The organism is Streptomyces sp. NPDC034085 (assembly GCF_055575555.1).
Genome location: NZ_JBVISL010000002.1, coordinates 382,880 through 404,182, shown reverse-complemented (window position 1 = coordinate 404,182; position 21,303 = coordinate 382,880). Strand labels below are relative to the sequence as shown.

Annotated in this window: 20 protein-coding genes and 1 pseudogene; 13 read left to right on the top strand and 8 right to left on the bottom strand. The window is 74.1% G+C overall.

What is annotated here, in order from left to right; translation table 11 throughout:
* Positions 1-15: 15 nt before the first annotated feature.
* Positions 16-172, bottom strand: a pseudogene (locus ACZ501_RS07115) (DUF255 domain-containing protein); the annotation flags it as partial.
* 47 nt (positions 173-219) lie between these two features.
* Entirely contained in the window at positions 220-1,002 is a 783-nt protein-coding gene (locus ACZ501_RS07110; protein WP_468793151.1) for a DUF4344 domain-containing metallopeptidase, read from the bottom strand.
* Between the two features lie 143 nt (positions 1,003-1,145).
* On the opposite strand from ACZ501_RS07110, the gene ACZ501_RS07105 reads away from it, so the two are divergent.
* Positions 1,146-4,385: a tetratricopeptide repeat protein gene (locus ACZ501_RS07105; protein WP_468793148.1), complete on the top strand. Its 3,240-nt coding sequence runs from the start codon at positions 1,146-1,148 to the stop codon at positions 4,383-4,385.
* Between the two features lie 85 nt (positions 4,386-4,470).
* On the opposite strand, the gene ACZ501_RS07100 is transcribed toward ACZ501_RS07105, so the two are convergent.
* Both ACZ501_RS07100 and mca read right to left on the bottom strand, forming a co-directional pair.
* Positions 4,471-4,710, bottom strand: coding sequence for a hypothetical protein (locus tag ACZ501_RS07100; protein WP_361601895.1), 240 nt, complete (start codon positions 4,708-4,710; stop codon positions 4,471-4,473).
* 2 nt (positions 4,711-4,712) lie between these two features.
* A complete protein-coding gene (mca, locus tag ACZ501_RS07095) occupies positions 4,713-5,594 on the bottom strand; it encodes a mycothiol conjugate amidase Mca (protein WP_468793145.1) in 882 nt (293 codons plus the stop codon).
* 107 nt (positions 5,595-5,701) lie between these two features.
* Here mca and ACZ501_RS07090 point away from each other — a divergent pair, with 107 nt between their 5' ends.
* From ACZ501_RS07090 to greA, 3 genes are all read left to right on the top strand, one after another.
* The gene (locus ACZ501_RS07090) at positions 5,702-6,115 is read left to right on the top strand and encodes a DUF4307 domain-containing protein (RefSeq protein WP_468793142.1); all 414 of its coding nucleotides are present in this window, start codon (positions 5,702-5,704) and stop codon (positions 6,113-6,115) included.
* 196 nt (positions 6,116-6,311) lie between these two features.
* Positions 6,312-7,520, top strand: coding sequence for a hypothetical protein (locus ACZ501_RS07085; RefSeq protein ID WP_468793139.1), 1,209 nt, complete (start codon positions 6,312-6,314; stop codon positions 7,518-7,520).
* Between the two features lie 148 nt (positions 7,521-7,668).
* Positions 7,669-8,166 carry a transcription elongation factor GreA gene (gene greA / locus ACZ501_RS07080; protein WP_361601883.1) on the top strand — a complete coding sequence of 166 codons (498 nt, stop codon included), beginning with the start codon at positions 7,669-7,671 and terminating at the stop codon, positions 8,164-8,166.
* A 288-nt stretch (positions 8,167-8,454) separates the two neighbouring features.
* Here the strand turns inward: greA and ilvA are convergent, their stop codons facing one another.
* Positions 8,455-9,687 (bottom strand): threonine ammonia-lyase, encoded by a 1,233-nt coding sequence (ilvA, locus tag ACZ501_RS07075; protein ID WP_361601880.1) that lies wholly within the window; start codon positions 9,685-9,687, stop codon positions 8,455-8,457.
* Positions 9,688-9,903: 216 nt separating this feature from the next.
* On the opposite strand from ilvA, the gene ACZ501_RS07070 reads away from it, so the two are divergent.
* The 3 genes from ACZ501_RS07070 to ACZ501_RS07060 all read left to right on the top strand — a co-directional run bounded on the left by ACZ501_RS07070 (position 9,904) and on the right by ACZ501_RS07060 (position 11,207).
* Complete coding sequence (locus ACZ501_RS07070) at positions 9,904-10,425, top strand: MarR family winged helix-turn-helix transcriptional regulator (protein WP_125822237.1); 522 nt, start codon at positions 9,904-9,906, stop codon at positions 10,423-10,425.
* Positions 10,426-10,521: 96 nt separating this feature from the next.
* The gene (locus ACZ501_RS07065) at positions 10,522-10,959 is read left to right on the top strand and encodes an RNA polymerase (protein ID WP_468793137.1); all 438 of its coding nucleotides are present in this window, start codon (positions 10,522-10,524) and stop codon (positions 10,957-10,959) included.
* Positions 10,956-11,207 (top strand): hypothetical protein, encoded by a 252-nt coding sequence (locus ACZ501_RS07060; RefSeq protein ID WP_468793134.1) that lies wholly within the window; start codon positions 10,956-10,958, stop codon positions 11,205-11,207. The genes ACZ501_RS07065 and ACZ501_RS07060 overlap by 4 nt, the downstream gene beginning before the upstream one ends.
* 214 nt (positions 11,208-11,421) lie before the next feature.
* On the opposite strand, the gene ACZ501_RS07055 is transcribed toward ACZ501_RS07060, so the two are convergent.
* Entirely contained in the window at positions 11,422-12,579 is a 1,158-nt protein-coding gene (locus ACZ501_RS07055; RefSeq protein WP_361602987.1) for a cystathionine gamma-synthase, read from the bottom strand.
* Between the two features lie 118 nt (positions 12,580-12,697).
* Here ACZ501_RS07055 and ACZ501_RS07050 point away from each other — a divergent pair, with 118 nt between their 5' ends.
* The 5 genes from ACZ501_RS07050 to ACZ501_RS07030 all read left to right on the top strand — a co-directional run bounded on the left by ACZ501_RS07050 (position 12,698) and on the right by ACZ501_RS07030 (position 18,046).
* On the top strand, positions 12,698-13,804 hold the full coding sequence (locus ACZ501_RS07050) for a hypothetical protein (RefSeq protein WP_468793131.1): 1,107 nt from the start codon (positions 12,698-12,700) through the stop codon (positions 13,802-13,804).
* A gap of 153 nt (positions 13,805-13,957) precedes the next feature.
* Complete coding sequence (locus tag ACZ501_RS07045) at positions 13,958-15,556, top strand: M48 family metallopeptidase (protein ID WP_361602981.1); 1,599 nt, start codon at positions 13,958-13,960, stop codon at positions 15,554-15,556.
* Entirely contained in the window at positions 15,553-16,689 is a 1,137-nt protein-coding gene (locus ACZ501_RS07040; protein WP_468793128.1) for a hypothetical protein, read from the top strand. The genes ACZ501_RS07045 and ACZ501_RS07040 overlap by 4 nt, the downstream gene beginning before the upstream one ends.
* Positions 16,690-16,766: 77 nt before the next feature.
* Entirely contained in the window at positions 16,767-17,429 is a 663-nt protein-coding gene (msrA, locus tag ACZ501_RS07035; protein ID WP_468793125.1) for a peptide-methionine (S)-S-oxide reductase MsrA, read from the top strand.
* Positions 17,426-18,046 (top strand): DUF3885 domain-containing protein, encoded by a 621-nt coding sequence (locus ACZ501_RS07030; RefSeq protein ID WP_468793122.1) that lies wholly within the window; start codon positions 17,426-17,428, stop codon positions 18,044-18,046. The genes msrA and ACZ501_RS07030 overlap by 4 nt, the downstream gene beginning before the upstream one ends.
* On the opposite strand, the gene ACZ501_RS07025 is transcribed toward ACZ501_RS07030, so the two are convergent.
* Complete coding sequence (locus ACZ501_RS07025; protein WP_361602972.1) at positions 18,013-19,059, bottom strand: NAD(P)-dependent alcohol dehydrogenase; 1,047 nt, start codon at positions 19,057-19,059, stop codon at positions 18,013-18,015. The genes ACZ501_RS07030 and ACZ501_RS07025 overlap by 34 nt on opposite strands.
* Positions 19,060-19,268: 209 nt before the next feature.
* On the opposite strand from ACZ501_RS07025, the gene ACZ501_RS07020 reads away from it, so the two are divergent.
* Positions 19,269-20,171, top strand: a complete 903-nt coding sequence (locus ACZ501_RS07020; protein WP_468793119.1) for an MmyB family transcriptional regulator — start codon at positions 19,269-19,271, stop codon at positions 20,169-20,171.
* Between the two features lie 74 nt (positions 20,172-20,245).
* On the opposite strand, the gene ACZ501_RS07015 is transcribed toward ACZ501_RS07020, so the two are convergent.
* The gene (locus ACZ501_RS07015; RefSeq protein WP_468793116.1) at positions 20,246-21,217 is read right to left on the bottom strand and encodes a GNAT family N-acetyltransferase; all 972 of its coding nucleotides are present in this window, start codon (positions 21,215-21,217) and stop codon (positions 20,246-20,248) included.
* Between the last annotated feature and the right edge of the window lie 86 nt (positions 21,218-21,303).

The window sequence follows — 21,303 nt, the reverse complement described above, 5'->3', positions numbered from 1 at the left end:
GTTCGCTCCCTCCGACCAGTGGCAGCCCGAGTACCCGACGCTGAGGTGTACGGGTACGCCGCGCTCGCGCGTCTCCGTGAACGCTTCAGGCGACCACACCCACCACTCGACCGGATTGTCGGTGTGCTGGAGCAGGTACGGTCGAGGTCTCGTTCGCGAGGCGGTTCGACATGCGCCCTTCCTGCCGCAACCCCCGCCCGCCGCGGCGTGACGGGCCCGTCACGCCCCCGGCTCGGCCGCCCCGGGTCCCCGGGCAGCCCCCGGCCCGACGGCGGCACCTGCCGCTCCGTTGTGCCTGAGCAGCGGGGCCAGGTCACGGGTCCAGGCGTCGTGGACGGTGGTCCAGTCGGGGGTGCAGCCCCGGGTGCGGTCGGCGAGGTCGGGGTGGCGTTCGGGGGCGGCGCCGAACAGCAGGCAGAGGTGGGCGGCCGCTCGGTCGGCGGGCGGGGCGTGCTCGTCGTGCCCCTGGCCGGCGGCCGACAGCCGGTACTCCTCGGCGGCGGTCCGCAGGGCGCGCTCCCCCTGCGGGCCCTCGCGGATCAGCATGAACGCCGCGAAGCGGTCGGCGGCGTCCTCCTCCGCCCGGTCCGAGGCGACCGGCAGGCCGAGGGCGTCGATGAGGGCGTGGCCCGCTTCGTGGTACACCGTCTCGGTCGTGACGGCGGCGACGGCCTCCTCGTCCCCCAGGAGTTCCCGCTCCTCCTCCAGGTCGTCGTAGCAGAGCTCGATGCGGTGGGCCGCCGGGTCGTAGCCGGTGCCCTCGCCCGCGCAGGAGCGGGCGACGACGGTGACCGGGGCCGGGACGTCCAGGTAGGCGTTGAGTGCGGCGAGGGCCCGTTCGGCGGGCTTGCGGGTGCGCAGCAGGGCGGCGTCGGCCTCGTCGGCCGCGGCGGGGGTCTCGTACCGGAGGAGGAACCCGTGGGCGGGTGGCGCCTGTTGGCACCCCGCCGAGGCCGCGAGGAGGGCTGCGCAGAGGGCCAGGGCCGTCCGCCGTGAGGTCATGCACCCAGCCTAGGCGTACATATATGCGCGCGGATGGCCGTCCAGGGCTCAACTCCCTCTGAACTAGCTCAGATTCCTCGCGCGGGCGGCTGTCCCGCAGGACACTTGGCGCACGTTTCCGCCACTCTCCGAGGAGGATGCCGATGCGGGACAGCCATCGTGTCGAGGCCGAACGGGTGCTGGTCCGGGCCGTCGGGGAGGAGGTGCGGCGGGCGGGGGCGGGGGATCCCGGGGTGTTGCTGGCGCGCGGGCGGGACGCGCTCGACGGGCTGGCGGGGGCCGCCGCCGAGGAGTACGCCGCGTACGTGGCGGCCCTGGACGAGGCGGCCGCCGGGGAGCAGTCCCTCGGGGAGGCGTTCCGGCGGGGGAACACCGGGACGGCCCTGCTGGCGACCGGGGTCGCCGCGGCCGCCGCCGTCGGGGCGGACCTGGCCTTCGGGGTGGACGGGGGGACGGCCCTGAGCGCGGGGATCGTCGCCGGCGTGGCGGGGGCGGCGGCGACGGTGGCGCGGGTGACCGCACTGCACCTGCCGGCGGCGAACCGCCGGGCCGGGGCCGCGGGCCGCCCGGGCGGGCCGGAGCAGCTGCGGTTGCAGTGGCTGACGGCGCTGGAGGTGCGCGGGATCCGGCCGTTCCTGGAGCAGGAGCGGGCGGTGGCGGCGGCATCGGCGGTGCGGGTGCCCGTGCCGGCGCGGGCCCGGGAGAAGCGGGGGGCCGTCAACGGCAACGGGGCGGCGGCGCCGCTGCTGCGCGGGGGTGACCGCAGCGCGGAGGCGCGTCGGCGCAGCATGCTGGAGCAGTCGTTCGGGCAGCTCCCGGACGCGGACGCGCTGTTCACGGGGCGGCGTGCCGAGCTGACGCGGATCGCGCAGTGGGTGCAGGCGGCGCGGGCCAGTACGGAGACCCGGCCGGTGGTGGTGGTGCTGCACGGTGAGCCGGGGGTGGGCCGTACGGCGCTGGCCCTGCGGGCGGCGCACGCGCTGCGGGACCAGTTCCGCGGCGCGTGCGTGGTGGACCTGCGGGGCGGGTCCGCGGCCGCGGGGGAGGCTCCGCTGTCGACGCGGGAGGCGTTGCTGCACCTGCTGAACCGGCTGGGTGCGCCGCGCGAGCAGTTGCTGTTCCGTGAGGGGGCCTCGGCGGAGTCGCAGGTGCGCCGGCTCACGGAGCTGTACCACCAGCACTTGCAGGGGTTCCCGGTGACGGTGGTGCTGGACGACCCGGTGGATCCGGAGCAGGTGCGGGCGCTCGTGCCGGAGCGCTCGGAGAGCCTGGTGCTGGTCACGGCGAGGGAGCCGCTGGAGCTGCCCGGGGACCTGGGGGCGTGGGTGCACCGGCTGCCGGTGGCGCGGCTGGCGGAGGCGGAGGCGGCCGAGGTGCTGCGGGCGGGGGCGCGGGCGGCGGGTGAGGCGGCGCCGGAGGGGGCGGCGCTGTCGGGGCTGCTGGAGCTGGCGGCGGGGCTGCCGCTGGCGCTGCGGGTGCTGGCTCCGCTGGGGGCGGCGCGGGCCTCGGACGGCGGTGGGGGCGGCGGCCTGGGGCACGCGCTGGAGCTGGCCTACGTACGGCTGCCGGAGGAGCGGCGCCGGCTGCTGCGCCGGCTGACGCTGGCGGGGCGGGCGTCGCTGGGTGCGGCCGCGGCGGCGGCGCTGGCGGGGGCGGACCGGGTGGAGGCCGGGCGGCTGCTGGACGAGCTGGCGCGGGCGGGGCTGCTGGACCTGGTACGCGGGGAGCGGTACCGGATGCACGACGCGGTGCGCGCGTACGCGGCGGCGCGGCTGGCGGCGGACGAGGACCGGGCGGAGGCAGCGGCCGCGCACGAGCGGCTGGTGCGGGACTACGCGCGGCTCGCGGACTCGGTGATCCGGATGGTCGACGGGAAGATGTCGACGCGGGCGAACCCGGTTTCGAAATCGAACGCGGTCGGCGGCCACGGTTTCCCCTCGCTGGACGCGGCGCTGCGCTGGCTGGACGAGGAGTCGAGCTTCATCACGGCGGCGCTGCGGCATTCGGAGGGGGTGGACCAGCAGGCGGTGTTGGATCTGCTGGGCGCGCTGTGCGATTTCTGCCTGCTGCGCGGGGACCTGTACCGGCTGGGGGAGATCAACGAGCTGGCGCGGGCGGTGGACCAGGGGCGGCTGCACCGTTCGGTGCAGTGGCGTACGGGTATCGCGGCGCGTCAGCTGGGTGACCTGGACAAGTCCCGTACGACGCTGACGTCGCTGGTGGACCAGTACCGGGAGGCCCGGCAGGAGGCGGGCGCGGGGATGGCGCTGGTGTCGCTGGGGATCACGCTGCACCACCAGGGGAACCTGCCGGAGGCGGCGGCGCGGATCCGGGAGGCGCTGGTGCTCCAGGAGGCGGAGGAGCTGGCGGGGGACCGGGCGTGGGCGTTGCACGCGCTGGCGGCGGTGGAGCGGGACCGGGCGCGGCTGGGCGAGGCGCTCGGGCTGCTGGAGCGGTCGCTGGAGCTGCACCGGGAGAGCGAGAGCGTGCACGGGGAGGCGTGGGCGCACTTCCAGCTGGGGCAGGTGTTCCTGCGGACGGGTGAGGTGGGGCGGGCGGAGGAGGAGCTGCGGCTGGCGCTGGACCTGTACGGGCGGACGCGCGACGACCGGGGCGAGGCGTGGGCGCTGACGATGCTGGGGCGGGCGCGGGTGGAGGACGGCGATCCGGAGGGGGCGCTGGAGCGGTTGCGGGAGGCGTTGGCGCGGCACCGGCTGGCGGAGGACGCGCGGGGTGAGGCGTGGACGCTGTACTACCTCGGGCAGGCGCTGGAGGAGGGCGGTGAGCGGGACCGGGCGGTGCGGGAGCTGGAGCGGGCGCGGACGATGTTCTCGCGGATGCGGGACGTGTACGGGCTGGCGCACGCGCGGTTCCAGTCGGGGCGGGTGACGCGGGACCAGCGGGCGGCGCAGACGGGGAACCTGCGCAATTCGGGTTTCGCGCGGCAGCTGCTGGTGGACGCGCGGGCGGATTTCCGGCGGATCGGGCTGGCCCACGGGGAGGCGTGGACGTGTGTGGAGCTGGCGGTGATCGACGCGGGCAACGCGCGGGTGGCCCAGGCGGTGGGGCTGTGCGAGGACGCGGTGCGGCTGTTCGTCTCGTACGGGGACCGGCGCGGGGAGGACTGGGCGCGGTTCCTGCGCTGCACGATGCTGGCGTACGCGGGTACGGGCGGATCGGCGGTGGAGGAGGCGCGGGCGGAGCTGGCCCGGCTGGTGGCGGCGCCGCATCCGCTGCGGGACGGCCGGCTGGAGGACTGCCTGGAGACGTACGGGGTGGTGCTGGCGCGCGGGGTGGATGCGGCGGAGGGCTGGCAGGCGTGGCGCCTGGGCCTGGTTCCGGACCTGCGGGCACGGGAGGTCATGGGGGTGCCGACGGCGTAGGGCGTCGTCGTGGCCGCGGGTACGCCGCGGCGCCGTCCCGCCCGGTGACGGGGCGGGACGGGGCTCGCGCGCCGTGTCGCGGGGCCTACGCCTTGGGGGCGTCGGCTGCCGGGGAGGCGGCCGGGCCGGCGGCGGCCGGCTCGGGGGCTTCCTGGAAGTCGACCCGGCCCATGTGCCGGCTCATGGACTTCATCAGGCCCCATACGGCGAGGGCGAGGGCGGCGAACACGACGAACCCGAGGAGGCCCGGGGTCACCTTGTTCTTGTCGAAGGTGTCGGCGGCCAGCGGAAGGAGCTGGGTGACTGCTGCCTGCATAGCGCTCATGGCTACGCATTCTCCCGGATGCCCGCGAAGAGGTCGGACTCGGGGAGGGAGGTGTTGACGAGCGACTTCGCCAGCTCGTACTCCTCGGTGGGCCAGACCTCCTTCTGGATCTCCATGGGGACGCGGAACCAGCCGCCGTCGGGGTCGATCTGCGTGGCGTGCGCGATGAGCGCCTTGTCGCGGATCTCGAAGAAGTCGGCGCAGGGGACGTGGGTGGTCAGGGTCCGCTCCTTGCGCTCGAACTCCTTCCACCGCTCCAGCCACTCGCCGTAGGGGGATTCCAGGCCGCGGGCGAGGAGCGCCTCGTGGAGGGCGATGGTGCGCGGCTTGTTGAAGCCCTGGTTGTAGTAGAGCTTCTGCGGCTGGTACGGGGCGCCGTACTCGGCCTCGGGGAACTTGTCGGTGTCGGCCGCGCCGTCGAAGGCCACCATCGTGATCTTGTGGGTCATGATGTGGTCGGGGTGCGGGTAGCCGCCGTTCTCGTCGTAGGTGGTGATGACCTGCGGCTTGAAGGCGCGGATCTTCTTCACCAGTTCGCCGGCGGCCTCCTCGACGTCCGCGAGGGCGAAGCAGCCCTCGGGGAGCGGGGGCAGCGGGTCGCCCTCGGGGAGGCCGGAGTCGACGTATCCGAGCCACTCCTGTTCGATGCCGAGGATCTCGCGCGCCTCCTCCATCTCCTTGGCGCGCACCTCGTGGATGTTCTCCTCGATGTACTTGTCGCCCTGGAGCTTGGGGTTCAGCACGGAGCCGCGCTCGCCGCCGGTGCACGTGACCACGAGGACCGGCACCCCCTCGGACACGTACTTGGCCATGGTGGCCGCGCCCTTGCTCGACTCGTCGTCGGGGTGGGCGTGGACGGCCATCAGTCGAAGCTGCTCGGTCAAGACAGGATCCTCTGTGATTCGGCGCGACGGTCAACCTCTATATTGACCGAATCGGGGGACGGAAAATTCCTGGGTTTGTGCACCCTCCCCGGCGAGAGGAATCGATCATGAGCGCGGTACGCGAAGGGCTCCCGGAGGGCCGGTACGGCCGGTCGGCGGACGAGCGCGCGGACCGGAAGCTCAAGGTCGTCGGGTCGGTGCTCGGGGTCGGGCTGCTGGCCGTGGTCGGGTGGATCGGCTGGGACTACGTCGGCGGGCAGAGTGTGAGCGCCGAGGTGATCAAGTTCCAGGTCGTCTCCGACAGCGAGGTCAAGGTGCACCTGGAGGTCCGCAAGGAGGCCTCGGTCACCGGTGTGTGCACCCTCATCTCCCAGGACGAACAGCACGGCGAGGTCGGCCGCGCGGACTTCACGTTCGGGCAGGACGGGAAGCGGGTGGACGAGATGGTCACCCTGAAGACCACGGGTCGCGCCACGATGGTGGAGCTCGTGGGCTGCCAGCCTGCGGGCACGGCACGCTGACCCCCACGCGGCGCCTGGACTCCGGGGCCGGGGGCAGGAACCCGGGCCGTGGGCAGGAACCCGGGGCCGGCGCCTGAGGCGCAATCCCCTGCCGCTGACCCGGCCCCCGGCACGGTTTCTTTGATCATGGCCGCAGCGACTGCCTAGCATGGACACGCCACTCCCCCGCGCCCTGTCCAGCCGACGGAAGACACGCATGCGCCTCCAGCGGATATTCGCCGCGACCGCGGCCCTCGCCGCGCTCACCACCCTCGCCACCGCCTGCGAGGACCCCAAGAAGGCGGGCGAGCCCGACCGGAGCCCCGCCGCCAGCGCCACGGCCTCCGGCCAGGCCTCCCCGGCCGCCACCGCCCCCACGCCGGCCACGCTGGCCGGGGCGCAGGCCCACGTGCAGAAGTACACGTCCTGCGAGAACCTGAGCACCGACCCGAAGGACGACCGGGTGCAGCTCAGCGGCTTCATCGGCGTCGGGGACTGGGGCATCACGGAGCGCGGCGTCTGCACGGACAAGAAGGCACGGGGCGAGATCGTCCTCTTCCTGACCCCGGACATGAAGGCCTTCCAGCAGGCCGCCAGGGACGACGCCGCGAAGCTGATCGCCGAGGGCCGCGTCGACACCGACCTCGCCAGCCGCACGGTCGTGGGCAAGACCTTCGCGCTGACCGCGCTCAAGACCGCCACCGCCGTGTCCCTGGTCGACCCGCCCAACTCCGACCTGCGCATCCTGAGCTGCAACCCCGACCTCTACGTACCGGAGGGCTTCAAGAAGGAGAAGGCCCTGGTCGAGGGGTGCTTCCTCACCGACTACGTCAACAGCCCCGACGGCCAGGGCAGCCCCTTCCGCGGGGCGGTCCGCGACCCCTCCACGGAGGGGAGCGCACAGCCCGGCCAGCCCGCCACCGGCAGCCTGGGCCTGCCGAGCGCCGGCAGCCTCGACGAGCTGAAGAAGCTGGTCAGCCCCCACACGGTCGACTGCACGAAGATGACCGTCACCGACGAACACGTCGAGTCGATCGACTACCAGCCGGTCGTCGACGGCAGCCCGCGCTCCTGGGGCGTCAAGCAGCGTGCCGTCTGCGGTGAGCTCGGCGGGGAGCGGCGCGCGCACAATCTGAACTGGCTGGACACCGTCTCCGACATGAAGACCCTCCAGGCCAAGGCCAAGGCGGCGCAGCTGGCCGACCTGAAGGACGACGGGCGGCTGCGGGCCACCGCGAGCAAGCTGATGGTCGGGACGAACATCGCCGTGGAGACCAACAGCGAGAGCATCCGCCACGGGCTCTACCAGCTCCAGTTCCTCTACCTGAACTGCGAGACCGGATTCACCGCCCCGGCCGGCTACCGGTTGGAGAAGGCCCAGGTCGAGGGCTGTGTCCTGACCAACTTCGAGCGCCCCGCCAGGTGAGGGACCGCGGGGAGGGCGCGCGTGCCCGCCGGGCGCGATGACACACTTCATACACAGGGTGTCCTCCCCCTTTTCTTCCCGAATTGTTAGGCTCGTGGTTTCGCCCGCCGCTGGCGGCTATGTACCCCTGTACCGACGAGGAGCACCCGTGACCCAGACGAGCGAGAGCGTCACCTGGCTGACCCAGGCGGCGTACGACCAGCTGAAGGCCGAGCTGGACTACCTCTCTGGTCCCGCCCGCACGGAGATCGCCATGAAGATCGCGGCTGCCCGCGAGGAGGGCGACCTGCGCGAGAACGGCGGTTACCACGCGGCCAAGGAGGAGCAGGGCAAGCAGGAGCTGCGCGTGCGCCAGCTCACGCAGCTCCTGGAGAACGCCAAGGTCGGCACGGCGCCCGCCTCCGAGGGCGAGGTCGCGCCGGGCACCCTCGTCACCATCGCCTTCGACGGTGACGAGGACGACACGCTGGAGTTCCTGCTGGCCTCCCGCGAGTACGCCTCCGGCGACTTCGAGACGTACTCCCCGCAGTCCCCGCTGGGTGCCGGCGTGAACGGCAAGAAGGTCGGCGAGGACGCCCAGTACGAGCTGCCGAACGGCAAGAAGGCCACCGTCAAGATCCTGGCCGTCAAGCCCTTCAACGGCTGATCACCCCCCTTTACGCACAGCACCGCGCGCACGTACGAGCCCCCGCCGGACCGGGTCCGGCGGGGGCTCGCGCGCGTCGGGGCCGGGGCCGCGGGCTCAGGCGGTCGCCGAGCGGTACTTGCGGACCGCGAGGGTCCGGAAAGACCACGATGATCAGCAGCGACCAGCACAGCCTAGGGGGGCCGGGCGTCACCCGCCCGGCGCAACGGCACCGTAAGGCGTCATATCGCGTCCCGCCACGGATTTATCGCGTCCGGCGGCGCGGGCCGCCGTCCCGCCGCCCCGCCGTCAGGACATGACGCGGTAGCCGGCGCCGTGCAGCGTGCGCGCCACCTCCGTGCAGTGCTCGGGCCCCTTCGTCTCCAGGTGCAGCTCCACCTCGACCTCGGTGAGCCCGAGGCGCGGGTCGGTCCGTACGTGGCTGACGTCCAGCACGTTGGCGTCGACCGTCGACAGCACCGCCAGCAGCCCCGCCAGGGCCCCCGGCCGGTCCGCGACCCGCAGCCGCAGCGACAGGTAGCGGCCCGCCGCCGCCATGCCGTGCCGCAGGATGCGCTGGAGCAGCAGCGGGTCGATGTTGCCGCCGGACAGTACGGCGACCACCGGACCGCTCCCGTACAGCTCCGGCTCGCTCAGCAGCGCGGCGACCGGGCTGCACCCGGCGGGCTCCACCACCAGCTTGGCCCGCTCCAGGCACAGGAGCAGCGCGCTGGACAGGGCGTCCTCGGACACGGTGCGTACGTCGTCCACCAGTTCCCCGATGATCGCGAAGGGCACGTCGCCGGGGCGGCCGACCTTGATGCCGTCCGCCATCGTGACCGGGTTCTCGATCGACATGGGGTGGCCCACCCGCAGCGACGGCGGGTACGCGGCCGCACCCGCCGCCTGCACGCCGATCACCTTGACGTCCGGGCGCAGCGCCTTCACCGCGACCGCGATGCCGGCGGCGAGCCCGCCGCCGCCGATGCCGACGAGGATCGTGCGCACCTCGGGGCACTGTTCCAGGATCTCCAGGCCCACGGTGCCCTGTCCGGCGATGATGTCGCGGTGGTCGAAGGGGTGGATGAACACCGCCCCGGTCCGGTCCGCGTACTCCTGGGCCGCCGCCAGGGTCTCGTCGACGACCTGGCCGTGCAGGCGCACCTCGGCGCCGTACTCCTGGGTGGCGGCCACCTTCGGCAGCGGGGCGCCGACCGGCATGAACACGGTGGAGCGGACCCCGAGCAGGGAGGAGGCCAGCGCCACGCCCTGGGCGTGGTTGCCGGCGCTGGCCGCGACAACCCCGGCGGCGCGCTGCTCGGGGCGCAGGCCCGCGATGCGCACGTACGCCCCGCGCAGCTTGAAGGAGCCGGTGCGCTGGAGGTTCTCGCACTTGAGGTGGACCGGGGAGCCGGTGAGGGCCGACAGGTGCCGGCTGCCCTCCATCGCCGTCACCCGGGACACCCCGGACAGCATCTTCTGGGCTCCGCGGACGTCGTCGAGGATGACCTGCGGGACGGGCACGGGCACGCGGTAGTTCATGCGGCCAGTCTCGCAGCCCGCGGCGGCCCCGGCTCAGGGGCGCGGAGAGCCCGGCGGCGGGCCCGCGGGAGGGGCGAGATCTCGCCATGCGGGACGGTCCCGCCGCGGCCGCGGCAACGGCCCGTATCAGTTGTCAAACGCGGCGTACGGGGCGCCGCAGGGCCGCGTACTCTGTCCCCCATCCCTGTCGGCCCCACGCGAAGAGAGCCCACGGCCATGCCCTCGATCCCGGCCAGTTCCGACCTGCCCACGGCGGCCGAAGCGCCCGCCGGTGCCGGACTCCTCGACGCGCTCCAGCACCAGGTGGCGGTCTTCGCCCGCCGGGCCGAGCAGACCCGCCTGGGCGGGGTCGGCCAGGCCCGCAACTCGATGGACCGCGCCGCGTACCTGCTGCTGAACCGGCTCGATCTCGAAGGTCCGATGGGGGTGAAGGCCCTCGCGGGCGGGATGGGCATCGACTCGTCCACCGTCACCCGCCAGGTCGCCCCGCTCGTCGACAGCGGCCTGGTGAAGCGGACCTCGCACCCCGAGGACGGCCGGGCCGTGGTGCTCGCGCTGTCCCCGCGCGGGCTGGCCCGCCTGGAGGAGGTCCGCTCCTCGCGGCGCGAGCTGATGGCTCGGGTGACGGAGGGCTGGGCGGAGGAGGAGCGCGAGGTGTTCACCGCGCTGCTGACCCGTTTCAACGGCTCGCTGTCGGAGCTGATGTCCGCCGCTTCCGAGGGCGGCCCGGCCTCCTGACCCGGCCTGCGGTCCCCTCGTCGGTCCGGCCGCCGGCGCCGCCCGTGACCCGGCGGTGTCCGACCCCTTGACCGGGGTGGTGGCACCGGCCGCACCATGTCTCCTGTGGAACGGGGGCGGGATGCGGAGTTCGAGGCCTTCGTCGCGGGTGCGGCGGGGCGGCTGCTGCACGTCGCGGCCCTGCTGACGGCCGAGCCCCCGGCCGAGGCGCCCGCCGCGCGGCGGATCCTCGCGGGCGCGCTGGCCCGCACGTACGCGCAGTGGGAGCGGCTGCGCGACGACGACCCGTACGACCACACCCGCCAGGAGGTGTGCGCCGCGTACGCCCGCACCGCCCGGCGCCGTCCCCGCGGCGGCGGGGTGCTGGCACCGCTGGGCCCGCTGGAGCGGCTCGTCCTGGTGATGCGGATCTACGAGGGCGTCGCCGAGGAGGTCACGGCCGCGCAGCTGGGGCTGCCGCCCGAGCGGGTCGAAGCCGTGTGCAACCGTGCGGTGGCCACGCTGCGCTCCCGCACCCCGGCGGCCGCCGCATGAGCCCCCTCGACCGCAAGGAGGCGCAGGTCAGGCAGCTGCTGGAGGGCCCGCACCCGGCGGTTCCGGCGGGCCTCGCGACGGCGGCCCGGACGCACGGCAGGCGGCTGCTGCGCCGCAGGCGGGCCCTGCGCCGGTTCGGCTGGGCGCTGCTGTGGGCGGCGGCCGCGGCCTTCACGGTGTGGGCGGCGCTGACCCGCCCCTGGGTGGTCCCGCCGTCCGAGGTGTCGCCGCCCCTGGAGGGTTGGTAGCCCTCCAGGGGCGGCGGACGGTCTAGGCCGTCTCTTCCGGATCTTGCTCCCCCAGCTACCGCTGGGAGGTGCCCCCAGACCCGCGTCGCCCGGCACCGCACCTCGCCGCGTTGTCGAGGCACCCGAGGACGTCCAGTAATCGGGAGCCTCTCCGCCTTGCGATGCACGGCACCGGACGACGCGGGCTTAACCGGCAAGATCCGAAAGAGACGGCCTAGCCGAGGGCCTGGGTGAGGTCCGCGACGAGGTCGTCGGCGTTCTCGATGCCCACGGAGAGACGGATCAGGTCCGCCGGGACCTCCAGGGCCGAGCCGGCCACCGAGGCGTGGGTCATCCGGCCCGGGTGCTCGATGAGGGACTCGACACCGCCGAGGGACTCGGCCAGCGTGAAGATCCGGGTGCGGCCGCAGACCGCGACGGCCTCCTCCTCGCCGCCCGCGACCTGGAACGACACCATGCCGCCGAAGTTGCGCATCTGCTTGGCGGCGACCTCGTGGCCGGGGTGCTCGGGCAGGCCCGGGTAGAGGACCTTGGTGACCTTCGGGTGCCGCTTGAGCACCTCCACGATCTTCGCCGCGTTCTCGGCGTGCCGGTCCATGCGCACGGCCAGGGTCTTGATGCCGCGCAGCACCACCCAGGAGTCGAAGGGCCCGGCGACCGCGCCCATCGCGTTCTGGTGGTAGGCCAGCTCCTCGCCCAGCGCCTCGTCGGCCGTGACCAGGGCGCCGCCGACGACGTCCGAGTGGCCGCCCATGTACTTGGTCAGCGAGTGCACGACCACGTCGGCGCCGAGCGCCAGCGGCTGCTGGAGGTAGGGAGAGGCGAAGGTGTTGTCCACGACGAGCCGGGCGCCGGCCTCGCGCGCGATCTGGGCGGTCATCGCGATGTCGGTGATGCCCAGCAGCGGGTTCGAGGGGGTCTCGACCCAGATGACCTTGGTCTTCGGGGTGAGGGCGGCGCGCACCGAGGCCGCGTCGGAGGTGTCGGCCACCGACCACTCCACGCCCCAGCGGGAGACGACCTTCGCGAAGAGGCGGAACGTGCCGCCGTAGGCGTCGTTCGGGATGACCACGTGGTCGCCCGGGGACAGCAGCGTACGCAGCAGGCAGTCCTCGGCGGCGAGCCCGGACGCGAAGGCGAGGCCGCGCCGGCCGCCCTCCAGCGCCGCGAGGTTCTCCTCCAGCGCGGAACGGGTCGGGTTGGCGCTGCGGCTGTACTCGTAGCCGCCGCGCAGTCCGCCCACGCCGTCCTGCTTGTAGGTGGACACCTGGTAGATGGGCGGTACGACCGCACCGGTCTGCGGGTCCGCCGTGTTGCCCGCGTGGATCGCGCGGGTCTCGAAGCTCTGGTGCTCGTGGCTGTCGTCGCTCATGAGGCAGATGCTATGCCCCGTCAGGCCCGCGGTCCTCTCCTGGCCTGACCGCGGGCTGACCCGCCCCGCGCCGGTCGCCGTTCGCCATTGCGCCGCCGGGTCTGGTTCGCTTGGCGGCATGGAGATTATCTGGGTGCTGATGCTGCTCGCCCTGGCCGCGGCCATGGTCTACAGGTTCGTACGGGCCGGGCGGGGCGGCCTGACCCGGGTCGCGCCCGGCAGCCCCGACGCCGCCGACCCCGCCGACTACGGGTTCGCGCGGCAGGAGGAACTGGACGTCCGGGTCCCCGGGCCCGACCAGGACCTGATGGACGCGCTGGAGAACGTCCGGCGCACCGGCCACTGGCAGGCCGCGTCCGCCCTCCTCGCCGGCACCCCCAAGGACGGCGAGCGGCGCTGGCAGCGCGTGCAGGCCTTCGGCGGTGCGGCGGCGCTGGAGCTGGCCGAGCGGCCCGGAGCGGGCGCGCAGTGGCTGAAGGCGTGGCGGCTGGAGGCGGAGAAGGACCCCGGCGGCGCGCAGGTGCACGCGGAGCTGCTGGTGCAGCAGGCGTGGCGGCATTCGGGCGGGGTGGGCTCGCAGGACCACCGGATCATCCTGGAGGAGGCCCGCGAGGCCTGCCGCAGGGCGGCGCTGCTGGCCCCGGGCGACCCGGTGCCCTTCATCACGGAGCTGGCCGTCGCCCGGGGGCTCGCGTACCCGGAGGCCGAGTTCGACGCGCTGTGGGCCAAGGTGATCGACGTGGCTCCGGCGCACATGGGCGCCCACCTGGCCGCCCTGCACTACTGGTGCGGGAAGTGGCACGGCTCCCGGGAGCAGGCCGACGCCTTCGCCGCGGCGGCCGCGGCCCGCGCCCCGCAGGGGTCGCTGCTGGCGGCGCTGCCGCTGTTCTCGGTGTACGAGAACATGCCCGACACGGTCCTGGTCAGCGACTTCGGGCGGACCGCCGTCGTCTCGCGGGCGCTGGAGGGCGCCCTGTACGCGGTGCACCAGGCGCGCGCCGACGACCCGGTGGCGGCGCACGTACGGCACCTGCTGCTGTGGTTCCTGGTGAGCACCGGCCGCTGGGCGCAGGCGATGGAGCAGGTGCGGCACGTGGACGGCTTCGTGGGCGCGCTGCCGTGGTCGGCCCACGAGGACCCGGCGGCCGCGTACGCGGTGGCCCGGGCGATGGCGGTGGCCGGCTACGAGGCCAACGGCGGCTCCCCGGCGACCCTGCCGCACTGACCGCGCGCGGGGGCGGACGGCCCGGTCCGCCCCCGGCCGCACGGAGCGGGACCCCCGCTGCCCGGCCCGCGGCGCCGGGCCATAAGGTGCGCGTAAACATCGCATCATGTGCGCGTCAAAAACGCACCATTTCCGTAGGGGACCCCCATCCATATGGGCGCTTCGCTGCGCGCTCTGCGCGCCCTCGTCCTGCTCGCCGGTTTCTACCTGCTGAGCGTCGTCCTGCTGGCCCTGCTCGGGCTCGCCGACTGGGCCGCCTTCAGCTGGCTGCACGGCGCCGTCGCAGGCAAGATCGTCATCGGAACGGTGGTCCTGGCCATCCCGATCGTGCGCGGCATGTTCATGCTCCGCACCCCCCGGTCCGAACCGCAGCCCGGCGTCCGCGTCACCGACGCGCAGGAACCCGTCCTGTGGCAGACCGTCCGGGAGGTCGCCGAGCAGGTCGGCACCCGCGCCCCCGACGAGATCGTCCTGATCGACGAGGTCAACGCGGCCGTCTCCGAGGACTCCCGGCTGCTCGGCCTGCGGTCCGGCACCCGCCGCCTCTACCTCGGCCTGCCCCTGATGACGGGCCTGGACGAGATGCAGCTGCGCGCCGTGCTCGCCCACGAGATGGGCCACTACGCCAACCTCGACACCCGCCTCACCCCGCTGATCGTCCGCGGCCGCGCCCAGCTGGTCCGCACCATCACCCACTTCCACGACCGGGCCGACAACACCGAGGCCAAGGAGCGCGCCAAGCAGGAGAAGCGTGCCGAGAAGCGGATCGCCAAGGGCAAGAAGGCCAAGGAGATCGACACCGACGGCGCGGGCTTCTCGTACCGCGCGATGGCGGCGGTCTACACCGGCTACGCCCACTTCTACATGCGGGCCACCCTCTCCTCCTCGCGCCGCCAGGAGCTGGCCGCCGACCTCGCCTCCGTCCGCGTCGCCGGCCGCGACGCGGCCGCCTCCGCGCTGCGCGAGCTGAACGCCATCGGCTCCGCGCACGACTTCTACATGAGCTCGTACGCCACCCTCGGCGTCGGCGCCGGCCTGCTGCCGCGCCCCGGCCAGGTCTTCGGCGGGCTGCGCCACCTCCTCGACGCCCGCTCCGGCGAGCTGGAGGACCTGCGCCGCGAGCTGTCCACCGAGCCCGCCTCCCCGTACGACTCCCACCCCGCGCTCGCCGAGCGCGTGGCCCGCATCGAGGCCCTGCCCGACGACGGCCGCGGCGGCCAGGCGGCCCGCCCGGCGCTGGAGCTCCTCTCCTCCCCGCAGGAGGCGCTGGCCGCGCTGGAGCAGGTGGTCCTCACCCCGCAGGCCCTCGCGCTCACCCGGGTCGACTGGGACGACCTCGTCCACCAGTCGATGAGCACCTACGCGGGCCGCGGCGCCGAGGAGGTCCGCGAGGCCCTCACCGCCGAGGGCGCCGGCCCCGGCCTCGCCGCCCTGCTCGACGCCATAGACGCCGACCCGGCGGTGCGCTGGCGGATCGCCGCGCGCTTCCCGCAGTCCGAGGAGGCCCGGGCCGCGACCGGCCGGACCGCCCGCGAGTTCGCCCGCCCGGTCGTCCGCAGCGCGCTGAGCCGGCTCGTCACCGTCGAGCTGACCGCCCGCGGCGCCGCCCGCTGGCAGCTGTCCTGGTCGGACTCGGCCACCCTGTCCTACCCCGTTCCCGGTTTCGAGGACGAGCTCGGCCCCGCCCTGGACGCGGCCGTCGCCGACCAGCCCGACACCGAACTCCTGCGGAAGCTGGTGCTCGCCCCGTGACCGTCGTCCTCATCGCCCTCGGCGTCCTGCTGCTGGCCGTCGCCGGCTGGGTGCTGCGCGGGGTCTACCTCATCCGCAAGGCCAAGCGCCTGGAAGCCGAGATCGGCGTGCTGGACGCGCAGACCGAGGCCGCGGAAGCCGACGAGCAAGCCCGCAAGGCGGCCGCCGTCGTCGCCCTGGGCTTCGTCGCCGAAGCCGACCTCGACACCGAGAACCCGGCGCCCGTCCCGGCCGGGCGCCTCGCCGTCCTGGAGGCCGTCCGGTCCGGGGACTGGGAGGCGGCGGCCGCGTACCTCGAAGCCGCCGGCCAGGACTGGCAGGAGCGCCTGGAGCGGACGCGCCCGCTCGCCGAGGCAGCCGCCGAGGACGACGCATGGCTGCTGGCCTGGCGCGCCGCCCGGCCCGAGGACCCCACGGCGGCCCTCGTCAACGCCGACACCAGCGTGATGGTGGCGTGGAACGTCCGCGGCAGCCAGTCCGGCAGCCGCACCACGCAGGAGCAGTTCCGCCTCTTCCACCAGCTGCTGACCAAGGCGCAGGCCGACGCGCACGAGGCCCAGAAGCTGGCCGACCCCGCCGACCCGACCCCGTACGTCGTCGAGCAGGCCATCGGCATGGGCCTGGGCTACTCGCACGAGCGCTACCGGGAACTGTGGGAGCGGATCACCGAGCGCGCCCCGAGGCTGCTGTGGTCGCACGTCACCGGGCTCCAGTACTGGTGCGACAAGTGGCAGGGCTCGCACGAGCTGGCGATGGACTTCGCCCGCCGGTCGGCGGCCGCGGGCGAGCCGGGCGACCTGCTCACCCTGCTGCCGCTCATGGCGTACTTCGAGCAGGAGAGCCGCGAGGAGGACCTGCTGCCGGAGACGTACTACAAGGAACCGGAGATCGTCGCCGCGGTCGACGCGGCCCTCGCGGACCTGGCCGCCGCGGGCAACGACCACCCGGGCACCCCGCGCATGCGGCACATGCTGGCGTACCTGCTGTTCTGGCAGGACCGCGACGCGGAGGCGGTCGAACAGTTCCGCCACGTCGACGGGCACATCGGCGCCGTGCCGTGGACGTACGCCGGGGAGCCGAAGCGCCGCTACCTGTACGCCCGCGACTGGGCGGTGGGCGTGACGACCGGGTGACCGCGTCGTGAGGCGGGGGGCGGGCGGGGAATCCCCGCCCGCCCCCGTCCGTTGACACCCCTACAAGGAGGCGATCCATGTTCTCGTACCGCCGCACGCCCGAGCTCCCCACCCGCGAGGAGGCCCTCAAGGGCCGCGCCGAAGCGCCGTTCCCGCTCCCCGAGCGCCACACGGTCCTCGGCAACCCGCTGTCCGGCCCCTACCCGGAGGGCCTGGAGGTCGCCGACTTCGGCCTGGGCTGCTTCTGGGGCGCCGAGCGCACGTTCTGGCAGACCCCCGGAGTGTGGACCACCCTGGCCGGCTACCAGGGCGGCTACACCGAGAACCCGCTGTACGAGGAGGTGTGCTCCGGCCAGACCGGCCACACCGAGGTCGTCCGCGTGGTCTTCGACCCGTCGCAGGTGGCGTACGAGACGCTGCTGAAGCTGTTCTGGGAGTCGCACGACCCCACCCAGGGCTTCCGCCAGGGCAACGACGTCGGCACCCAGTACCGCTCGGCCGTCTACACCCACTCCCCCGCCCACCAGGCGGCCGCCGAAGCCTCCCGCGCGGCCTACCAGCGGGTCCTCACGGCCTCCGGCCACGGCGGGATCACCACCGCCGTCCTCCCGGCGGAAGACCGCCCCTTCTGGCCGGCGGAGCCGTACCACCAGCAGTACCTGGACAAGAACCCCGGCGGCTACTGCGGCATCGGCGGCACGGGCGTGTCCTGCCCGATCGGCATCGCCGCGGCGGAGTGACCACCCCGGACGCCGACCCCGCGCACGAGCGGCTGACGCGGCTCTGGCGGGCCGCGGAGCCGCCCGGGCCGCTCCTGCCGTGGGACGTGAAAAGGGCGTACCGCGAGCGCTGGGTGCGCTTCCACAGCCTGCCGGAGTCGAAGCGCTACCCGGAGGACGAGTCGGAGTACGCCGTCCTCCTCGACCGGTACAACACGGTCCTGGACGAGCTGTTCGGGGGCGGCGAGGTGTACGTGGTGACCATCGACTGGGCCGATCCGGCCGCGCCGACGCAGTGGTCGCACCACCGCGCCGCCCTCCACCCGCAGGGCACCCTGTGGATGACGTGGGACGACCCGGACGACGCCGACGACCCCGACGCGACCCCCTGGTACTTCCACGCCGACCGCCGCCCCTGGCGGCGCGGCTGCGCCGACCCGCTGCTCCGCGCCGCCGCGGACGACGCGCTGCCCGGCGTGTTCTTCACCGACCCCGGCCTCACCCGCATCCACTACCCGTACGAAGGCGGCGCCGACGTCGTCCTCGCCACCCCCGCGGAGCGCGACCGGTTGCGCGACCGGCACCGCGCCTGGCTGCCCGGCCGTCAGATCGTCGAGGTGTCGATGACGAAGCGGTAGCGGACGTCGCTGGCCAGGACGCGTTCGTAGGCCTCGTTGATCTGGTCGCCGCGGATCACCTCGATGTCCGAGCCCAGGCCGTGCTCCGCGCAGAAGTCCAGCATCTCCTGCGTCTCGGCGATGCCGCCGATCATCGATCCCGCGAGGGTCTTGTTCCCGCCGATGACGGAGAACAGGTTGAGCTCGACCGGCTCCTCGGGGGCGCCGACGTTCACGAGCGCGCCGCCGACGCGCAGCAGGGACAGGTACCGGTCCAGGCCCAGCGGCGCCGAGACGGTGGACACGATCAGGTCGAAGCGGCCGGCCAGCTCCTCGAAGGTGGCCTCGTCGCTCGTCGCGTAGTAGTGGGAGGCGCCCAGCCGCAGGCCGTCCTCCTTCTTGCGCAGCGACTGGGACAGGACGGTCACCTCGGCGCCGAGGGCGGCGGCGATCTTGACGCCCATGTGGCCGAGCCCGCCGAGGCCGATGACGGCGACCTTCTTGCCCGGGCCCGCCTTCCAGTGCTTGAGCGGCGAGTACAGGGTGATGCCGGCGCACAGCAGCGGTGCGGCCGCGTCGAGGGGCAGGCCCTCGGGGATGCGGACGGCGTACTTCTCGTCGACGACGAGCTGCGTGGAGTAACCGCCGTACGTGGGCTCGCCGTTCTTGTCGAGGGCGTTGTACGTGCCGGTCATGCCCTTGACGCAGTGCTGCTCCTGCCCGGCCAGGCAGTACTCGCACTCCCGGCAGGAGTCGACCATGCAGCCGACGCCGACCTGGTCGCCGACGGCGAACCGGGTGACGGCCGAGCCGGCCTCGGTGACGACACCGGCGATCTCGTGGCCGGGGACCATCGGGAAGATGCCCTCACCCCAGCCGTCGCGGGCCTGGTGGATGTCGGAGTGGCAGATGCCGCAGTACTTGATGTCGATGAGGACGTCGTGCTCGCCGACCGCGCGGCGTTCGATCGTGGTGCGCTCCAGCGGGGCCTTGGGGGCGGGGGCGGCGTAGGCGGCTGCCTGGGTGACGGACATGGGGTGCTCTCCTCGGACGAGGACGCCGGGCGGGGGTGCGCCGCGTGGTGGCCGGCGCGGGGCCGTGGCGTCCGTGCTGCGATGACTCCACGATGCCCCGCCCCGCGCGGCGGACCCAGCCCCCTGTGGAGCCTAGGTCTGCCGTGCCTACCCCTGGCGGGGTCAGGCTGAGGCCCGCGGCGGGCGCGCACCCCGGGGATACTTGCGCTATGGACCAGCTTGATCAGCGAGCCGAGCTCGGCGACTTCCTGCGCAGCTGCCGCGCCCGGCTGCGTCCCGCGGACGTGGGCCTGCCCGAGCACGGCCGGCGCCGCCGGGTGCCGGGCCTGCGGCGGGAGGAGCTGGCCCAGCTGGCCGGGGTGTCGGTGGCGTACTACACGCGCCTGGAGCAGGGACACGGCCAGAACGTGTCGGCGGAGGTGCTGGACGCCATCGCGCGGGCGCTGCGCCTGAGCGGCACCGAGTCGGCGCACCTGAACCACCTGGCGAGCCCGTGCACCCGTCGGCGCAGCCGTCCCGCGCGCCCCCAGCAGGTCCGGCCGGAGCTGCGCACGCTGCTGGCGGCGATGGAGGGCGTACCGGCGTACCTGGTGGGGCGGCGGCAGGACGTGATCGGCTGGAACCGGCTCGCGGCGGCCGTCTTCGGGGATTTCTCGGCGCTGCCGGCGGCGGAGCGGAACCTGGTGCGGCTGGTGTTCCTGGACCCGGCGACGGCCGAGCTGTACGCGGACTGGGAGTGCCGGGCCTGCGAGGTGGTGAGCAACCTGCGCCTGTACGCGGGCCAGAACCCGGAGGACGAGCGGCTGTCCGCGCTGGTCGGGGAGCTGTCGGTGAAGAACGAGGAGTTCCGGCGGCTGTGGGCGGCGCACACGGTGGCGGACAAGACGCACGGGGTGAAGCGGCTGCGGCACCCGGTGGTGGGCGAGCTGGAGCTGGCGTTCGAGACGCTGACGCTGCCCGACGACCCGGCGCAGTTCCTGGTGACCTACCACGCCGAGCCGGGCTCGCCCTCCGAGGACGCCCTGCGGCTGCTGTCTTCCTGGACGGCGCCGCCCCCGGAGCCGTCGCTCCCCGCGTCGTCGCCGCAGCAGACCGCCGGGGAGCGGGCCTGACCGGGTCGGAGCTTGAGCTCGACCGGGGTCGGAGCCTGAGCGTGGCCGCGGTCAGAGCCTGAGCGTGGCCGGGGTCAGAGCTTGAGCTGGAACAGGCCCGCGCCGCGTTCGCGGCGGTAGCCGAGGGAGTCGTTCACGGCCAGCATCGCGGTGTTCTCGTCTGCCACCGTGGTGCCGATCCGGTGCAGCCCCGGGCAGTGCTCGGCGGCGTACGCCTCCATGCGGAGCTTGACCGCGCGGCCCAGGCCGTGGCCCCGGTGGGCGGGGACGACGACGGTGTCGTACTGGAGCGCGCGCGGGCCGGCCGGCTCGGGCCGCACCAGCACGGTGTACGCGGCGATCTCCCCGGCGGGGGTGACGGCCGCGACCATGGTGATCTCCCCGCCCCGGTCCAGGACGAGCCGCTGCGCGCTGTGCACGCGCTCGGCGGTCCAGGGCTGGAAGGCCTCGTCGCTGTCCCCGCTGGGGGCGTCCTCCATCGCGCCGTGGGCGACGGCGGCCGCCGGGGCCCAGGCGTCGGGTACCAGTCCGGGCCAGACGTGGAGTTCGTAGCCGGGCGTGGCCGGCACGCGCGGCGGGCCGTCCTGCCCGAGTTCGCGCACGTACCAGGCCATGGGGAGGACGTTCTCGAAGCCGAGGGACTCCGCGAAGGCCTGCCCGGGTCCCCCGAGGTCGGCGACGGTGGCGACGGAGGTGCGGCCCTGCGCCAGGAGCTCGCCGCGGACCCGCTGCCACAGGGCCGTGCCCACGCCGCGCCGGCGCGCGTCGGGCCGTACGGTCAGCTCGTCGAGGAAGGCGGTGTGGGTGTTGCCCCGCTCGGTGAACAGCAGCAGGGCGGCCTGGCCCTCGCCGCCGGCGGCCGCCCAGTGCCGCAGGCGTCCCCGGAGCGATGAGACCCGCAGCCGTCCGGTCACCTCGACGCGTGAAGGGGCGGGCACGGCCGGCAGGGCTGCGGCGTCGGTGGCGTGGGCGGCGGTCTGGACCGCCCACCAGGCCTCGACTTCGGCGTCGGTCGGGGGCACGGACAGCGTGTTGATCTTCGTCATACCGGGACCCTAGGCCCTCGCCGCCTCCGCCGCTCAGGCGTTTTGGGCGCGAACGCCGGACGGCGGGGCCCCTTCCGGGCTCCCCG

What these genes read in the sequence shown, in the direction of transcription:
- ACZ501_RS07110 (WP_468793151.1), bottom strand. Translation starts at nt 1,002, where the DNA reads ATGACCTCACGGCGGACGGCCCTGGCCCTCTGCGCAGCCCTCCTCGCG.
- ACZ501_RS07050 (WP_468793131.1), top strand. Translation starts at nt 12,698, where the DNA reads ATGGAGATTATCTGGGTGCTGATGCTGCTCGCCCTGGCCGCGGCCATG.
- ACZ501_RS07090 (WP_468793142.1), top strand. Translation starts at nt 5,702, where the DNA reads ATGAGCGCGGTACGCGAAGGGCTCCCGGAGGGCCGGTACGGCCGGTCG.
- ACZ501_RS07105 (WP_468793148.1), top strand. Translation starts at nt 1,146, where the DNA reads ATGCGGGACAGCCATCGTGTCGAGGCCGAACGGGTGCTGGTCCGGGCC.
- ilvA (WP_361601880.1), bottom strand. Translation starts at nt 9,687, where the DNA reads ATGAACTACCGCGTGCCCGTGCCCGTCCCGCAGGTCATCCTCGACGAC.
- ACZ501_RS07025 (WP_361602972.1), bottom strand. Translation starts at nt 19,059, where the DNA reads ATGTCCGTCACCCAGGCAGCCGCCTACGCCGCCCCCGCCCCCAAGGCC.
- msrA (WP_468793125.1), top strand. Translation starts at nt 16,767, where the DNA reads ATGTTCTCGTACCGCCGCACGCCCGAGCTCCCCACCCGCGAGGAGGCC.
- ACZ501_RS07065 (WP_468793137.1), top strand. Translation starts at nt 10,522, where the DNA reads ATGTCTCCTGTGGAACGGGGGCGGGATGCGGAGTTCGAGGCCTTCGTC.
- ACZ501_RS07085 (WP_468793139.1), top strand. Translation starts at nt 6,312, where the DNA reads ATGCGCCTCCAGCGGATATTCGCCGCGACCGCGGCCCTCGCCGCGCTC.
- ACZ501_RS07015 (WP_468793116.1), bottom strand. Translation starts at nt 21,217, where the DNA reads ATGACGAAGATCAACACGCTGTCCGTGCCCCCGACCGACGCCGAAGTC.
- ACZ501_RS07070 (WP_125822237.1), top strand. Translation starts at nt 9,904, where the DNA reads ATGCCCTCGATCCCGGCCAGTTCCGACCTGCCCACGGCGGCCGAAGCG.
- ACZ501_RS07045 (WP_361602981.1), top strand. Translation starts at nt 13,958, where the DNA reads ATGGGCGCTTCGCTGCGCGCTCTGCGCGCCCTCGTCCTGCTCGCCGGT.
- ACZ501_RS07020 (WP_468793119.1), top strand. Translation starts at nt 19,269, where the DNA reads ATGGACCAGCTTGATCAGCGAGCCGAGCTCGGCGACTTCCTGCGCAGC.
- ACZ501_RS07100 (WP_361601895.1), bottom strand. Translation starts at nt 4,710, where the DNA reads ATGAGCGCTATGCAGGCAGCAGTCACCCAGCTCCTTCCGCTGGCCGCC.
- ACZ501_RS07055 (WP_361602987.1), bottom strand. Translation starts at nt 12,579, where the DNA reads ATGAGCGACGACAGCCACGAGCACCAGAGCTTCGAGACCCGCGCGATC.
- ACZ501_RS07060 (WP_468793134.1), top strand. Translation starts at nt 10,956, where the DNA reads ATGAGCCCCCTCGACCGCAAGGAGGCGCAGGTCAGGCAGCTGCTGGAG.